A 14317-nucleotide genomic window follows, 5' to 3' on the forward strand; every position below is an offset into this window, starting at 1 on the left:
GAATGTGCGTCCACGCATGGTAACGATGCGCGCGGAGGGGAAGTGCCGCGGTCTCCGTCACAAGATCGAGAAACAGCCGCGTCCCGTCCTCTATATCCAGTATCGGGGGAGAGCTTCCGTACGCCTCGAGGGCAGTGCTTGCGACGGTATGAAGGGAGCTGTCCGTGGCCCCTGCCGTCCGGCCGCCCTTCGGGTAAATGGAGGGCGTCCCTGGTCGCCGGGGCACGTACCCTTTTCTGTTGTGCCGAACCCCAACGAAGACACTCCCTCTGCCCTGAGCCAGGCGCAGCAGCGCGCGGTCGCCGAGCTGCTGCGGGTGGCCCCCGTCGCCGACGATCTCGCCCGCCGATTCCAGGAGGCCGGGTTCTCGCTCGCCCTGGTCGGAGGGTCGGTGCGCGACGCGCTGCTCGGCCGGCTCGGCAACGACCTGGACTTCACGACCGACGCCCGCCCGGAGGACGTTCTGAAGATCGTCCGCCCCTGGGCGGACGCCGTCTGGGAGGTCGGTATCGCCTTCGGCACCGTCGGCGCGCACAAGGGTGCCCGGGTCGGAGACACTGAGGTGAACTTCCAGATCGAGGTCACCACCTACCGGTCGGAGGCCTACGACCGCACCTCACGCAAGCCCGAGGTGTCGTACGGCGACTCCATCGAGGAGGATCTGGTCCGCCGGGACTTCACGGTCAACGCGATGGCCGTGGCACTGCCGGAGAAGGAGTTCATCGACCCGCACGGGGGCCTGGAGGATCTCGCGGCGCGCGTGCTGCGGACGCCGGGCACGCCCGAGGAGTCCTTCTCGGACGATCCGCTGCGGATGATGCGGGCCGCCCGGTTCGCCGCCCAGCTGGACTTCGCGGTCGCCCCCGAGGTCGTCACCGCGATGACGGAGATGGCCGGACGCATCGAAATCGTCTCGGCCGAGCGGGTCCGGGACGAGCTGAACAAGCTGATCCTGTCCGCGCACCCGCGCAAGGGACTGGGCCTGCTCGTCGACACCGGGCTCGCCGACTATGTGCTGCCCGAGCTGCCGGCGCTGCACCTGGAGCGTGACGAGCACCACCGGCACAAGGACGTCTACGAGCACACGCTGATCGTCCTGGAGCAGGCGATCGCCCTGGAGCAGGAAGGTCCCGACCTCACGCTGCGGCTTGCCGCACTGCTGCACGACATCGGCAAGCCGCGCACTCGCCGCTTCGAGCAGGACGGCCGGGTCTCCTTCCACCACCACGAGGTGGTCGGCGCCAAGATGACCAAGAAGCGCATGACCGCCTTGAAGTACTCCAACGAGCTGGTGAAAGACGTCTCACGCCTGGTCGAACTTCACCTGCGCTTCCACGGCTATGGCACCGGGGAGTGGACGGACTCGGCGGTGCGCCGCTACGTCCGTGACGCGGGTCCGCTGCTGGACCGCCTGCACAAGCTGACACGCTCCGACTGCACCACGCGGAACAAGCGCAAGGCCGCCGCGCTGTCCCGGGCCTACGACGGCCTGGAGGAGCGCATCGCCCAGCTGCAGGAGCAGGAGGAGCTGGACGCGATCCGACCGGACCTCGACGGCAACCAGATCATGGAGATCCTGGGAGTGGGTCCTGGCCCGGTCGTCGGCAAGGCGTACAAGCACATGCTGGAGCTGCGTCTGGAGAACGGGCCGATGGAGCACGACGCGGCCGTGAGGGCCCTCAAGGAGTGGTGGGCGGAGCAGGGCTGATCTCTGCTGAGCCAGGATCGGCGATGTTTCACGTGAAACACAGGCCGGACCGAGCAAGCCCGAGGGGCGATGTTTCACGTGAAACATCGCCCCTTGGCACGTCCGACCGCTACTTGTTGTCTCCGAGGCAGAGGACGAACGAGTCGCTGCCTTCCTTCCATTCGAGGGCAGCGGTCGTTCCCTTGACCGACTGGCAGGCGAGCATGGCGATGCTGGTGCTGCCGTCCTTCTTGAGTACCTTGTAGTCCGCCTTCGAGTCGCTGCAGTCCAGCTGCTCGATGTTCGGGTCCTTGTCGGTTCCCTTGTTCGTCAGGCAGTCACCGACAGCCAGCTTCTTGGTGTCGTCCTCATGGTTGAAGTACCAGCCGCCGACCAGGACGATGAGGCCGAGGACGCCGCCGGCTATGCGCAGGTACGACCTGACGCCGCGCTTCGGCCGCTGAGGAGGCACCGGTGCATACGGTGCCGTGCCCTGCTGGGGGAACCCAGGCTGGCCCGGCTGCTGCGGGTAGCCGCCCTGCGGAGGGTACGGAGCCTGGGGCTGGCCGTATGCCTGCTGGCCCTGTGCGAATGGGTTCTGGCCCTGGGGCGGCGGAGTCGTCACTTGGGGGTCCCCCTAAGAGAGTTGGTGAGCAGCGCACATAAGCGGCGCGTAAGACGCACGTAAGTTACCGGGCTCCACTGACAGTTCTGTAACCCAGGGGGACTCTGTGGCTTTGATGTGACACTCACCGACGATCAAAGCGGGCCATAGCCGCCGCAACTGCCGCGTAGATGACGGCAACTGTGACGACCAGCGTTGCCGAGCGTCCGTCCGGCGGCAGCATCAGGGCCGCCACTCCGGCCGCTCCCACGAAGGCCACGTTGAACAGCACGTCGTACACGGAGAAGACCCGTCCGCGGAAACTGTCGTCGACGCAGGCCTGGACGATCGTGTCCGTGGCGATCTTCGCGCCCTGGGTGATCAGCCCCAGGACGAAGGACGCGACCAAGAGGGGCCCGGTGGCGAACGGGAGGCCGAGGGCGGGCTCCAGTACGGCGGCGGCGCCGGAGCACACCACGATCCAGCGCCCGGGCCTGAGGCGTCCCGCCGCCCACGGCGTCACCGCGGCTGCCGCGAAGAATCCCGCACCCGACAGGGCCAGCGCGAGGCCTAGCAGCCGGAGCCCGTCCTCGGGAGTCGCGGAGAGGGCGTACCGGCACAGCATCAGCAGAAGAACGAGGAGCGCGCCGTAGCAGAAGCGCATCAGCGTCATCGCTGCCAGCGCCCACGCTGCTTCCCTGCGCCTCGGCTCGGTCAGATGGCGGACGGCTGCCAGGAGTTCGCGTGCCGTCGTGGCGAGGGCCGTGGCCATGTGCGGCCGTGTCGGCTGCCGGTCGGGACCGAGGAGCGCGGGAGGCATGGTCAGCGATGCCAGGCCGGCGCACAGATAGAGGAAGGCGCCGAGGAGCACCACCGCCGCGTCGGAGTCGGATGCCAGGAGCCGTACGGCGAAGGCGAGACCGCCGCCCGCGGTCGCGGCCAGTGTTCCGGCCGTCGGGGACAGGGAGTTGGCGAGCAGAAGACGCTCGGCGTCGACCACGCGGGGCAGGGACGCGGACAGCCCGGCGAGGACGAAGCGGTTGACGGCCGTGACGCACAGCGCCGAGACGTAGAAGAGCCAGTCCGGGACCTGGCTGACCATCAGCACGGCGGTGGCCGCGGCCAGCAGAGCGCGCAGCAGGTTGCCATAGAGGAAGATCTGCCGACGGCGCCAGCGGTCCAGCAGGACGCCCGCGAACGGGCCGACCAGTGAATAGGGGAGCAGCAGGACCGCCATGGCCGAGGCGATGGCGGTGGCCGAGGTCTGTTTCTCCGGGGAGAAGACGACGTACGCGGCGAGCGCGACCTGGTAGACGCCGTCGGCGCCCTGGGACAGGAGGCGGATGGCGAGCAGGCGTCGGAAGTACCGCAGGCGCAACAGGACGCGCAGGTCACGGACGACGGGCATGGGGCCCAGCCTCACACATGCGGAAGGTCCCCGGATCAGGGAACCCGGGGACCTTCACCGCCCTGGCAGGAGCGTTCTGGTGCAAGCGACAGCCCTCAGCGGACGTCGTGGCCCGACGCGCCGTGTCGAGCCGGCGCGTCGCGCCGTGTCGGGCTAGCGCTCGACCTCGCCGCGGATGAACTTCTCGACGTTCTCGCGGGCCTGGTCGTCGAAGTACTGGACCGGCGGGGACTTCATGAAGTAGGAGGACGCCGACAGGATCGGGCCACCGATGCCGCGGTCCTTGGCGATCTTCGCGGCGCGCAGGGCGTCGATGATGACACCCGCGGAGTTCGGGGAGTCCCAGACCTCGAGCTTGTACTCCAGGTTCAGCGGGACGTCACCGAAGGCGCGGCCCTCGAGGCGGACGTAGGCCCACTTGCGGTCGTCCAGCCAGGCCACGTAGTCGGACGGGCCGATGTGGACGTTCTTCTCGCCGAGGTCCCGGTCGGGGATCTGGGAGGTGACGGCCTGCGTCTTGGAGATCTTCTTGGACTCCAGGCGCTCGCGCTCGAGCATGTTCTTGAAGTCCATGTTGCCGCCGACGTTCAGCTGCATCGTGCGGTCGAGGATGACACCGCGGTCCTCGAACAGCTTCGCCATGACGCGGTGCGTGATGGTGGCGCCGACCTGGGACTTGATGTCGTCACCGACGATCGGCACACCGGCCTCGGTGAACTTGTCCGCCCACTCCTTGGTACCGGCGATGAAGACCGGGAGGGCGTTGACGAAGGCGACCTTGGCGTCGATGGCGCACTGGGCGTAGAACTTCGCCGCGTCCTCGGAGCCGACCGGCAGGTAGCAGACCAGGACGTCGACCTGCTTGTCCTTCAGGACCTGGACGACGTCGACCGGCTCGTCCGCGGACTCCTCGATGGTGGCGCGGTAGTACTTGCCGAGGCCGTCGAGGGTGTGGCCGCGCTGCACGGTGACACCGGTGCTGGGCACGTCGCAGATCTTGATGGTGTTGTTCTCGGAGGCGCCGATCGCGTCCGCGAGGTCGAGGCCGACCTTCTTGGCGTCGACGTCGAACGCGGCGACGAACTCGACGTCGCGCACGTGGTAGTCACCGAACTGCACGTGCATCAGGCCGGGGACCTTCGACGCCGGGTCGGCGTCCTTGTAGTACTCGACTCCCTGCACCAGCGACGCGGCGCAGTTGCCCACGCCGACGATGGCTACGCGAACCGAACCCATTCCGGTTGCTCCCTGTGTGTACGAGTGAGGCCCTGAGTGGGTCTCACGTGGCGGTGTCGCCGGGCGTATCCGTGCGGGGGGTGTCCCCGCGACGGGGCAGGCCGCCCGTCGATCCAGTGGTGGTGTCCTGCTGAGCGGACCCCCCGGACGCGGAACCCTTCAGGTCCCGCCCGGCCCGCTCGCTCTCGATGAGCTCGTTCAGCCAGCGCACTTCGCGCTCCACGGACTCCATCCCGTGGCGCTGGAGCTCAAGTGTGTAGTCGTCGAGGCGCTCCCGCGTGCGCGCCAGGGAGGCGTGCATCTTCTCCAGGCGCTCCTCCAGGCGGCTGCGCCGGCCCTCCAGTACGCGCATGCGAACATCCCGCGACGTCTGCCCGAAGAAGGCGAAGCGCGCGGCGAAATGTTCGTCCTCGTACGCGTCGGGGCCGGTCTGCGAGAGCAACTGCTCGAAGTGCTCCTTACCTTCTGCCGTCAATCGGTACACGATCTTCGCCCGGCGTCCGGCGAGAGGAGCGGCGTCCTCATGGGTGCTGCCCGGTTCCTCGATCAACCAGCCGTTGGCGACCAGCGTCTTGAGGCAGGGATACAGGGTCCCGTAGCTGAACGCCCGGAACACACCCAGGGACGTGTTGAGTCGTTTGCGCAGCTCATAGCCGTGCATCGGGGACTCGCGCAGCAGGCCGAGCACGGCGAACTCGAGGATGCCGGAACGTCGGCTCATCGTCGCCTCCCCTCGGTCCCGCTGATCGCTCAGCATCTTTATCTCGCGCTGATGTATCGACTCGATACATCAAGACGATAGAACGGCCTTGCGCAGGCGACAAGAGGGACGGTGGTGAACGGGGTCACATCACCGATTCATGTGGTGCAGGTTGCCTGTTTTGGGATGAACTTCTGGGCTCAGCAGGTTTTGGCGGTGCGTAGTCTGTGCGGCATGCAATCCACCGGGAACCAAGTGACGCCCGGGGAGCGTCGTCGTCCCCGGTGCAGTACGGGTGAATGCAGCACCGACCACATCCGTACTTCGGGGGGACCGGAAACCAGCCGCCGTTCCAGGCGCGCACGGGTGCGCCTGCCCGAGGAGTAATCGTTCGATGAGCGAGCACCGTCGCAAACCGCCGCAGCCGCAGGGAGGCGGACGTGCCGCGGCCCGACGCGGCCAGTCCGGCTCGTCCTCGCCTCGCCGTGCGGCACCGCGAGGCGCCACCGGATCTCCAGCCGACTCCTATGGGTCCAGTTCCTATGGGTCAGGTTCCAGCGGTCCGGAAGGTGAAGAGCGTCCCTACGGCGGCCGAGCCGAGGCCCGCCGGGCGGCGCAGAGAGGCAGCCGCCGCAGAGGCGCCGAGAACGCGGGCCCGGGCGGCCGGCGCGGCGCTCCCGGCGGCCCGACCGGTCCCGGGCGCGGCAGAGGCCGTGCGTCGACCGCTCCCGGCAAGAAGCGGCTGATCGACTATCCCCGAGCCGGGAAGTACGGCTGGCGCCGCTGGATGCCCTCCTGGAAGCTCGTCTCCGGGCTGTTCATCGGCTTCGTCGGCAGCCTGGTGGTGCTGGTCGGCGTCAGCTACGCGATGGTCTCGATCCCCAACGAGAACGACGCGGCCAAGTCCCAGAACAACGTCTACTACTGGGCCGACGGCAAGCAGATGGTGGCCACCGGCACGGGCATCAACCGGCAGAACATCGACATCTCCCAGATCCCCGACGCCATGCAGTGGGCCGTGATCTCGGCCGAGAACAAGAGCTTCTACCAGGACTCGGGCGTCGACCCCATGGGCATCCTGCGCGCCGTGGCCAACATGGCGCGGGGCGGCCAGACCCAGGGTGGTTCGACGATCACCCAGCAGTACGTGAAGAACACGTACCTGAGCCAGCAGCAGACCCTCACCCGTAAGTTCAAGGAGATGTTCATCTCCATCAAGGTGGGTACGAAGCTCAACAAGAAGCAGATCCTGCAGGGCTACCTGAACACCTCCTACTTCGGCCGGGGCGCGTACGGCATCCAGGCCGCCGCGCAGACGTACTACGGCAAGAACGCCGTGGACCTCACGCCGAGCCAGTGCGCCGTGCTCGCGGCGCTGCTCAAGGGCCCGACGTACTTCGACCCGGCGGGCAACGCGGATCTCGACCCCTCGGCGACCCCCGAGGCCAACAAGCAGCGCTCGTCGGAACGCTGGGCGTGGATCCTCGAGCAGATGCACAACGATCACCATTTGAGCGACACCCAGTACCAGGAAGCCAAAGCGCATTACCCCATGCCCGACGGCCGCAAGGCGACCAGGGGCATGACCGGCCAGATCAGCTACCTGGTGGACACGGCCAAGAAGTATGTCCTCGCGCACTCCGACATCACGGAGGCGCAGTTCGACCGCGGTGGTTACCAGATCTACACCACGTTCAAGAAGGACAAGGTCAACGCCTTGTCCGCAGCCGTGAAGAAGGTCCAGGCGCAACGCCTCGACCCGAAGCATCGGGATCTGGACAAGTACGTGCAGTTCGGTGCTGCCTCGGTGAAGCCCAATGACGGCGCGATCGTCGCTCTTTACGGAGGCGACGGTTACGAGAACGGTCACTTCACCAACAACGCCGACACCTCGGGTGTCCCCGTCGGTTCGACGTGGAAGCCGTTCGTGCTGGCCGCGGCCATGGAGTACGGGACGTACAACTCGGAAGGCGCCGGCATTTCGCCACTGAGCAAGTACAACGGCAACGACCATCTCAAGGTCCGCAAGCCGGATGGGTCGTACTACCTCAACAAGGACAACTCGACCTTCTACCAGAACAACGAGTCTCCTCACCCCTGGGGATACATCACCCTCCGCAAGGCGATGGAGCAGTCCATCAACACGCCGTTCGTGCAGCTCGGTGTCGATGTGGGGATGACGCACGTCCGGGATGTGGCCAAGTCGGCCGGCATCCTCCCGCAGAGCATGTCGGTGGACCTCAACCCGTCCTTCGCGATTGGTACGTCGACTCCGAGCGCCATCCGTATGGCGGATGCCTACGCCACGTTCGCCGCGTCGGGCAAGCAGGCGGACCCGTACTCGGTGACGGCCGTGAAGACCAACGGCGTGGACGCGCCGAGCTTCACCAAGCCCAAGCCGAGCCCCAAGGAGGCGATGGACCCGAACATCGCCAACAACGTCACGGACGTCCTGCAGAACGTGATCCAGAACGGTACGGGTCAGAACGCCAAGAGCCTCGGGCGTACGGCTGCGGGCAAGACCGGTACCACCGACAAGAACAAGTCGGCCTGGTTCGTGGGCTACACCCAGCAGCTGTCCACCTCTGTGGCGATGTTCCGGGAGAATCCCAAGGACCACAAGCTGCTGTCCATGAACGGCACGGCGGGCAAGGACTCGATCCACGGTGGTGACATCCCGACGCTGGTGTGGACCGAGTACATGAAGGCCGCGCTGAAGGGAGCCAATGACCTCGGCTTCCCGAGCGCCACCGAGATCGGCAAGGTCCAGGACGAGGCCGGCGCCCCGTCGCCGACCCCGAGCGTGACCATCACGCCGAGCCAGACGCCGAGCAACTCGCCGAGCCCGAGCCCCAGCGTGACGACCCCGTCTCCGTCCCCGTCGACGAGCGACACCTGCCAGTGGAGCTGGGGCAACCCCTGCAATGGCAACGCCAACGGCGGCACGAACACGGGCGGCACCACGGGAGGCACCGATCCGTCGCCCAGCGTCACGGATACGACTGGCACCGGCGGTAATACCCGTGGCAATGGAAATGGAACCATCTTCGGCGGGCCGACAGGCTGACCGAATGGCCGGAGGCCGGTGTGCGGCACCTGAAAGGTGCCGCACACCGGCCTCCGCGCTTTTCTGTGGCTGCCGTTCCGGACGGCCGAAAAACTAGGAAGGATCCTTCGTGGAACCGGAGACCCACTTCGTGCAGTGCCGTATCTGCTTGCTTCCGTCGTACACGGCAACCTGAATTCCGACGTCGAAGATATTTCCGCCCTTGGGCACGGAGCTGTCGAACTCCTTGTAGGTGCCGTATCCGTCATAGTCGGAGTGCCACGGGAAATAGCTGAAGGTATCCGCGTACGACGCTACCAGCCTTATCTGGACGTGATTTCCGTCCGAAGCCTCGTCGTACACCTTCATGGCAAGGCTGGGGATGCTTCTGTCACCGTAGTCCCAGCCGCTGGTCGAAACGGAACCCGAGGCGCCTGCCGGACTGGTGGAGCAGCTTGCGTAGTGCTGCGCGGCGGCCTGAGACGGACTGGCTGCAAAGCCCACAAGCAGAGCCGAAATGGCGACAGGCAGTCCGATTCTCGTCTTCTTCACTTCTTTTACCCCTCGTTTTGGGTGGGTCAATACCCGGTCACGAAACTATCCGGGCTCGATGAATAACGGCAAGATGAACAAACTTCACCATTGCGATGAGATGATCTGAAAGGGGTGCAGGCCTCGCGACGCTCACAGCTGAATGCGGCAGGATGTGCCCCATGCCCAGTGCAGAGATGACGCCCGCGAGCATGCACGAGCCCGAGCCCGTGCGGCCCGCCACCGCAGAGCCGGTGCGGCCGACCAGTGAGGACGAGATCGCCCGGGCCGGCAGTGAGCTGATCGGCGGGCCCCTGGGGCGCCGTGCCCTGCTCGGGACCTCCTGGTGGACCCCCGTTCGGGTTGTCGCGCTCGTGGCGATCGGCATGTTCGCCCTCGGCCTGGTCCAGAAGGCGCCCTGCTACCACACCGCCTGGTTCTTCGGCGCGAGCAGCCAGTACACGAAGGCCTGCTACTCGGACATCCCGCACCTCTACCAGGGCCGCGGGTTCGCCGACCATCTCGTGCCGTACTTCGACAGACTCCCGGACGACATGTCCGGGGGCATGGGCTACCTCGAATACCCGGTGCTGACCGGTGTGTTCATGGAGGTGGCGTCCTGGCTGACCCCGCACAGCGGCAGCATCCAGCACCAGGAGCAGTGGTACTGGTTCGTCAACGCCGGGATGTTGTTGGTGTGCGCGGCCGTCATCGCCGTCTGTGTGGCCCGCACCCACCGCCGGCGCCCCTGGGACGGCCTGCTGGTCGCCCTGTCGCCCGCCTTCCTGCTCACCGCGACCATCAACTGGGACCTGCTGGCGGTGGCTCTCACGGCCGCCGCGATGCTGATGTGGTCCCGGAGCCGTCCCGTCGCCTTCGGTGTCCTCCTGGGCCTCGCCACGGCAGCCAAGCTCTACCCCGTGTTCCTGCTGGGCCCGCTGCTCGTGCTGTGCTGGCGGGCCGGCAAGTGGCGGGAGTTCGGCCAGGCCGTGGGCGGCGCGGTGATCGCCTGGTTCGTGGTGAACCTGCCGGTGATGCTCTTCGCCTTCCAGGGCTGGTCGAAGTTCTACACGTTCAGCCAGGAACGGGGCGTCGACTTCGGCTCGTTCTGGCTGATCTGGGCGCAGAACTCCAGCAACCCGCCGGGCACGGGTTTTGTGAACGCCGCCGCGATGGTGCTGGTGATGCTGTCCTTCCTGGGCATCGCCGCTCTGGCGTTCACCGCGCCGCGCCGGCCGCGCTTCGCCCAGCTGGCCTTCCTGCTGGTGGCGGCCTTCATCCTCACCAACAAGGTCTACTCACCGCAGTACGTCCTGTGGCTGGTGCCGCTGGCCGTCCTCGCCCGGCCCAAGTGGCGCGACTTCCTGATCTGGCAGGCCTGCGAGGTGGCGTACTTCATGGGCATCTGGATGTACCTCGCGTACACGACCAGCGGGGACGCCCACAAGGGTCTGCCGACGCTCGGCTATCACTGGACGATCGTGCTGCACCTGGTGGGCACGCTGTACCTGTGCGCCGTCGTCGTACGGGACATCCTCATGCCGGAGCGGGACGTGGTGCGCCGGTCGGGCGACGACGATCCCTCGGGCGGGGTGCTCGACGGCGCGCAGGACGTCTTCGTGCTCGGCGCGGCAGCTCATCCGCCCCGGCACGCCGCCCACTTCGAGGGGCCTCAGGTGGACTGGGGGAGGCCGGAGCCGCCGTCTGCCGAAGGTCGTTCGCTCTGAGCGAACACACTGTCGGAAGGCCATGAGCAAGCATGAGGAAGGCCGTACACGCGGGGAGCGTGTACGGCCTTCTCGCTGTCCTGAGCCGGGCTCAGCGGTCCACGATCCGGTCGAACTGCGTGGTGGTGTGCCGCAGATGGGCCACCAGCTCGTCGCCGACGTGCGGCTCCGGGGCGTCCGCGGGGACGAACAGGATCGACACCTGCATGTGCGGCGGCTCGGCGAACCAGCGCTGCTTGCCGCCCCAGACGAACGGAGAAAGGTTCCGGTTGACCGTGGCGAGGCCGGCCCGTGCGACGCCCTTGGCGCGCGGCATGACGCCGTGGAGGGCCTTCGGGGCCTCCAGACCCACCCCGTGCGACGTACCGCCCGCCACGACCACCAGGAAGCCGTCGGAGGCCGCCTTCTGCTGCCGGTAGCCGAACCGGTCGCCCTTGGACACGCGCGTGACGTCCAGGACGGCACCGCGGTACTCGGTGGCCTCGTGGTCCCCCAGCCACAGCCGCGTGCCGATGCGCGCGCGGAACCGGGTCTGCGGGAACTGCTGCTGGAGCCGGATCAGGTCATCGGCCTTGAGGTGGCTGACGAACATGGTGTGCAGCGGAAGGCGGGCCGCGCGCAGCCGGTCCATCCAGCCGATGACCTCCTCGACGGCGTCCGAGCCATCGGTGCGGTCCAGCGGCAGATGGATGGCGAACCCCTCCAGCCGGACATTCTCTATGGCTTGGTGCAGCTGGGGCAGGTCCTGCTCGCTGATGCCGTGCCGCTTCATCGAGGACATCACCTCGATGACGACACGGGCGCCGACGAGGCCGTACACCCCGTCGATGGACGACACCGAGCGCACCACCCGGTCGGGCAGTGGCACGGGCTCCTCGCCGCGCCGGTACGGCGTCAGCACCAGCAGGTCACCGCCGAAGAAGTCCTTGATGCGCGCGGCCTCGTACGTCGTGCCGACCGCGAGCAGGTCCGCGCCCAGCCGCGTGGCCTCCTCCGCCAGCCGTTCGTGCCCGAAGCCGTAGCCGTTGCCCTTGCAGACCGGGACCAGGCCCGGGAACTGCTCTTGCACGTGCTTGTGGTGCGCACGCCAGCGCGCGGTGTCGACGTAGAGCGTGAGCGCCATGGCCGGACCCGGAACCTTTCTCGTCGCTGCGGTGTGTCAGAGGTGGGAAAGCTGTGAACCCTATGGAATCAAACGCCCGTGGTTCAACGGCGCGACATGTAGATGTCGAGTGCCTTGTGGAGCAGCTTGTTCAGCGGGAAGTCCCACTCACCCAGGTACTCGGCGGCCTGACCGCCGGTGCCGACCTTGAACTGGATCAGACCGAACAGGTGGTCCGTCTCGTCCAGGGAGTCGGAGATGCCGCGCAGGTCGTAGACGGTGGCGCCGAGCGCGTAGGCGTCGCGCAGCATCCGCCACTGCATCGCGTTCGAGGGCCGGACCTCACGGCCGATGTTGTCGGAGGCGCCGTAGGAGTACCAGACGTGTCCGCCGACGATCAGCATCGTCGCCGCGGACAGGTTCACGCCGTTGTGCCGCGCGAAGTACAGCCGCATCCGGTTCGGGTCCTCGGTGTTGAGGGCCGTCCACATGCGCTGGAAGTACGACAGCGGGCGGGGCCGGAAGTGGTCGCGCACCGCGGTGATCTCGTACAGCCGCTGCCACTCGGCCAGGTCCTGGTAGCCGCCCTGGACGACCTCGACGCCGGCCTTCTCGGCCTTCTTGATGTTGCGTCGCCACAGCTGGTTGAAGTTCTTGTGGACCTCTTCCAGGGAGCGGTTCGCCAGCGGCACCTGGTAGACGTAGCGGGGCTGTACGTCGCCGAAGCCGGCGCCGCCGTCCTCGCCCTGCTGCCAGCCCATGCGGCGCAGCTTGTCGGCCACCTCGAATGCGCGCGGCTCGATGAAGTCGGCCTCCAGGTCACGCAGGCGCTTGACGTCCTGGTCCTGGATGCCCTTCTTGATGGTCTCGGCGTTCCAGCGCCGGATGATCACCGGCGGGCCCATCTTCACGGAGAAGGCGCCCTGCTGCTTCAGGTGCGCCAGCATCGGCTGGATCCAGTCGTCCAGATTCGGCGCGTACCAGTTGATGACCGGGCCCTCGGGAAGGTAGGCGAGGTAGCGCTTGATCTTGGGCAGCTGGCGGTAGAGGACCAGGCCCGCACCGACCAGCTCGCCGGTGCGGTCGTCGAACCATCCGAGGTTCTCCGAGCGCCACTCAGCCTTCACATCGGCCCAGGCCGGGACCTGCATGTGGCTCGCCGCCGGCAGGCTCTGGATGTAGGCCAGATGTTGCTCGCGGCTGATGGTCCTCAGGGTCAGGCTCATGTCGGGGCGCTCCTCGGGCTGGTGTGTCCCCATGGGTACAGGGGCTCCGGCTCTCGCGCCGAAGCCTACTGCGCCGTGCGAGCGCCCCGACTGGGCGTACGGCTTAGAAGAGGCCGCCGAACAATCCGCCGTTCGCCATGCTGATGAGGAAACCGACTCCCGAGGCGCCCATCCCCACGACGAGGCCGAAGCGCTCCCGCGTGGTCACCGAGATCCACTGTCCGTAGACACCAACGAGCAGCCCCACCAGCCCCGTCCACGAGGACAGCAGGTGCAGGCCGGGGAAGAAGGACGTGATGAATGCCAGCACGCCGAGGACGAGCGTGCCCGCCGTCAGCGCGTCCTGGAGCGGACGGCGCTTGCCGTCCGTGGCGAAGAGGGAACCGGCGACGTTGGGATGCAATACCTGTGCCATGGGCACCTCCTGCGGAAGACGGCGCACAGTAGCGCCGTACACACCCGACGTATACAGGGTGACGGCCTTCACGGGCGGATTTCAACCGGAAGCGGGTGTGCGGGTAGTCTGTACCGTCTGCACTGGTGTCTGCCCACGCCTGCCCAGGTAACACTGCGGGATCCCTCCGAGGCCCCCGATTGTCAGTGGTGGCCGATACCGTTGCGTACGCATCACAACCCTCCTGCCACGGAACGACCGTGGCCGCTGAGTCCAAAGGAGGTGGGTTCCACATGCGTCACTACGAGGTGATGGTCATCCTCGACCCCGATCTCGAGGAGCGTGCTGTCTCCCCGCTGATCGAGAACTTCCTGTCCGTCGTCCGTGACGGCGGCGGCAAGGTTGAGAAGGTCGACACCTGGGGCCGTCGTCGTCTCGCCTACGAGATCAAGAAGAAGCCCGAGGGCATCTACTCGGTCATCGACCTGCAGGCCGAGCCTGCGGTCGTCAAGGAGCTCGACCGCCAGATGAACCTGAACGAGTCGGTCCTCCGGACCAAGGTCCTCCGCCCCGAGATGCACTGAGCCCTCGCGCTCAGCTGATCTCGGGATTCGAGTAGCAGCACCAAGCAGCCAGCAGCAAACCCGCCGAGAGGT

General features: G+C 67.0%; 12 protein-coding genes. 4 read left to right on the forward strand and 8 right to left on the reverse strand.

Annotated elements, in window-relative coordinates:
* Positions 1–241 precede the first annotated feature (241 nt).
* Entirely contained in the window at positions 242–1708 is a 1467-nt protein-coding gene (locus LMU33_RS19025) for a CCA tRNA nucleotidyltransferase (RefSeq protein ID WP_228621663.1), read from the forward strand.
* 109 nt (positions 1709–1817) lie between these two features.
* Here LMU33_RS19025 and LMU33_RS19030 read toward each other — a convergent pair whose 3' ends face one another.
* The 4 genes from LMU33_RS19030 to LMU33_RS19045 all read right to left on the reverse strand — a co-directional run bounded on the left by LMU33_RS19030 (position 1818) and on the right by LMU33_RS19045 (position 5656).
* On the reverse strand, positions 1818–2159 hold the full coding sequence (locus tag LMU33_RS19030) for an LppU/SCO3897 family protein (protein WP_228621664.1): 342 nt from the start codon (positions 2157–2159) through the stop codon (positions 1818–1820).
* 277 nt (positions 2160–2436) lie between these two features.
* The gene (locus LMU33_RS19035) at positions 2437–3699 is read right to left on the reverse strand and encodes an MFS transporter (RefSeq protein ID WP_228621665.1); all 1263 of its coding nucleotides are present in this window, start codon (positions 3697–3699) and stop codon (positions 2437–2439) included.
* Between the two features lie 153 nt (positions 3700–3852).
* The gene (locus LMU33_RS19040) at positions 3853–4935 is read right to left on the reverse strand and encodes an inositol-3-phosphate synthase (protein WP_228621666.1); all 1083 of its coding nucleotides are present in this window, start codon (positions 4933–4935) and stop codon (positions 3853–3855) included.
* A 43-nt stretch (positions 4936–4978) separates the two neighbouring features.
* Positions 4979–5656: a PadR family transcriptional regulator gene (locus LMU33_RS19045; protein WP_228621667.1), complete on the reverse strand. Its 678-nt coding sequence runs from the start codon at positions 5654–5656 to the stop codon at positions 4979–4981.
* A gap of 766 nt (positions 5657–6422) precedes the next feature.
* On the opposite strand from LMU33_RS19045, the gene LMU33_RS19050 reads away from it, so the two are divergent.
* A complete protein-coding gene (locus LMU33_RS19050; protein WP_228621668.1) occupies positions 6423–8702 on the forward strand; it encodes a transglycosylase domain-containing protein in 2280 nt (759 codons plus the stop codon).
* Between the two features lie 93 nt (positions 8703–8795).
* Here the strand turns inward: LMU33_RS19050 and LMU33_RS19055 are convergent, their stop codons facing one another.
* Positions 8796–9233 carry a hypothetical protein gene (locus LMU33_RS19055; protein WP_228621669.1) on the reverse strand — a complete coding sequence of 146 codons (438 nt, stop codon included), beginning with the start codon at positions 9231–9233 and terminating at the stop codon, positions 8796–8798.
* Between the two features lie 161 nt (positions 9234–9394).
* Between LMU33_RS19055 and LMU33_RS19060 the strand changes: the two genes are divergently transcribed.
* Positions 9395–10939 (forward strand): glycosyltransferase family 87 protein, encoded by a 1545-nt coding sequence (locus LMU33_RS19060; RefSeq protein WP_228621670.1) that lies wholly within the window; start codon positions 9395–9397, stop codon positions 10937–10939.
* Positions 10940–11030: 91 nt separating this feature from the next.
* On the opposite strand, the gene LMU33_RS19065 is transcribed toward LMU33_RS19060, so the two are convergent.
* The 3 genes from LMU33_RS19065 to LMU33_RS19075 form a co-directional block, all read right to left on the reverse strand.
* On the reverse strand, positions 11031–12062 hold the full coding sequence (locus LMU33_RS19065) for an alanine racemase (protein ID WP_228621671.1): 1032 nt from the start codon (positions 12060–12062) through the stop codon (positions 11031–11033).
* 83 nt (positions 12063–12145) lie between these two features.
* A complete protein-coding gene (femX, locus tag LMU33_RS19070) occupies positions 12146–13267 on the reverse strand; it encodes a peptidoglycan bridge formation glycyltransferase FemX (protein WP_228621672.1) in 1122 nt (373 codons plus the stop codon).
* A gap of 103 nt (positions 13268–13370) precedes the next feature.
* The gene (locus LMU33_RS19075; RefSeq protein WP_228621673.1) at positions 13371–13682 is read right to left on the reverse strand and encodes a hypothetical protein; all 312 of its coding nucleotides are present in this window, start codon (positions 13680–13682) and stop codon (positions 13371–13373) included.
* 272 nt (positions 13683–13954) lie between these two features.
* On the opposite strand from LMU33_RS19075, the gene rpsF reads away from it, so the two are divergent.
* Complete coding sequence (rpsF, locus tag LMU33_RS19080) at positions 13955–14245, forward strand: 30S ribosomal protein S6 (RefSeq protein WP_043502363.1); 291 nt, start codon at positions 13955–13957, stop codon at positions 14243–14245.
* Positions 14246–14317 lie beyond the last annotated feature (72 nt).

The organism is Streptomyces barringtoniae, assembly GCF_020819595.1.
Taxonomy (GTDB): domain Bacteria; phylum Actinomycetota; class Actinomycetes; order Streptomycetales; family Streptomycetaceae; genus Streptomyces; species Streptomyces barringtoniae.

Bases quoted from the DNA above. Each gene is read 5' to 3' on its own strand.
- LMU33_RS19045 (WP_228621667.1), bottom strand. From the start codon at position 5,656: ATGAGCCGACGTTCCGGCATCCTCGAGTTCGCCGTGCTCGGCCTGCTG.
- LMU33_RS19035 (WP_228621665.1), bottom strand. From the start codon at position 3,699: ATGCCCGTCGTCCGTGACCTGCGCGTCCTGTTGCGCCTGCGGTACTTC.
- rpsF (WP_043502363.1), top strand. From the start codon at position 13,955: ATGCGTCACTACGAGGTGATGGTCATCCTCGACCCCGATCTCGAGGAG.
- LMU33_RS19075 (WP_228621673.1), bottom strand. From the start codon at position 13,682: ATGGCACAGGTATTGCATCCCAACGTCGCCGGTTCCCTCTTCGCCACG.
- LMU33_RS19050 (WP_228621668.1), top strand. From the start codon at position 6,423: ATGCCCTCCTGGAAGCTCGTCTCCGGGCTGTTCATCGGCTTCGTCGGC.
- LMU33_RS19065 (WP_228621671.1), bottom strand. From the start codon at position 12,062: ATGGCGCTCACGCTCTACGTCGACACCGCGCGCTGGCGTGCGCACCAC.
- femX (WP_228621672.1), bottom strand. From the start codon at position 13,267: ATGAGCCTGACCCTGAGGACCATCAGCCGCGAGCAACATCTGGCCTAC.
- LMU33_RS19040 (WP_228621666.1), bottom strand. From the start codon at position 4,935: ATGGGTTCGGTTCGCGTAGCCATCGTCGGCGTGGGCAACTGCGCCGCG.
- LMU33_RS19060 (WP_228621670.1), top strand. From the start codon at position 9,395: ATGCCCAGTGCAGAGATGACGCCCGCGAGCATGCACGAGCCCGAGCCC.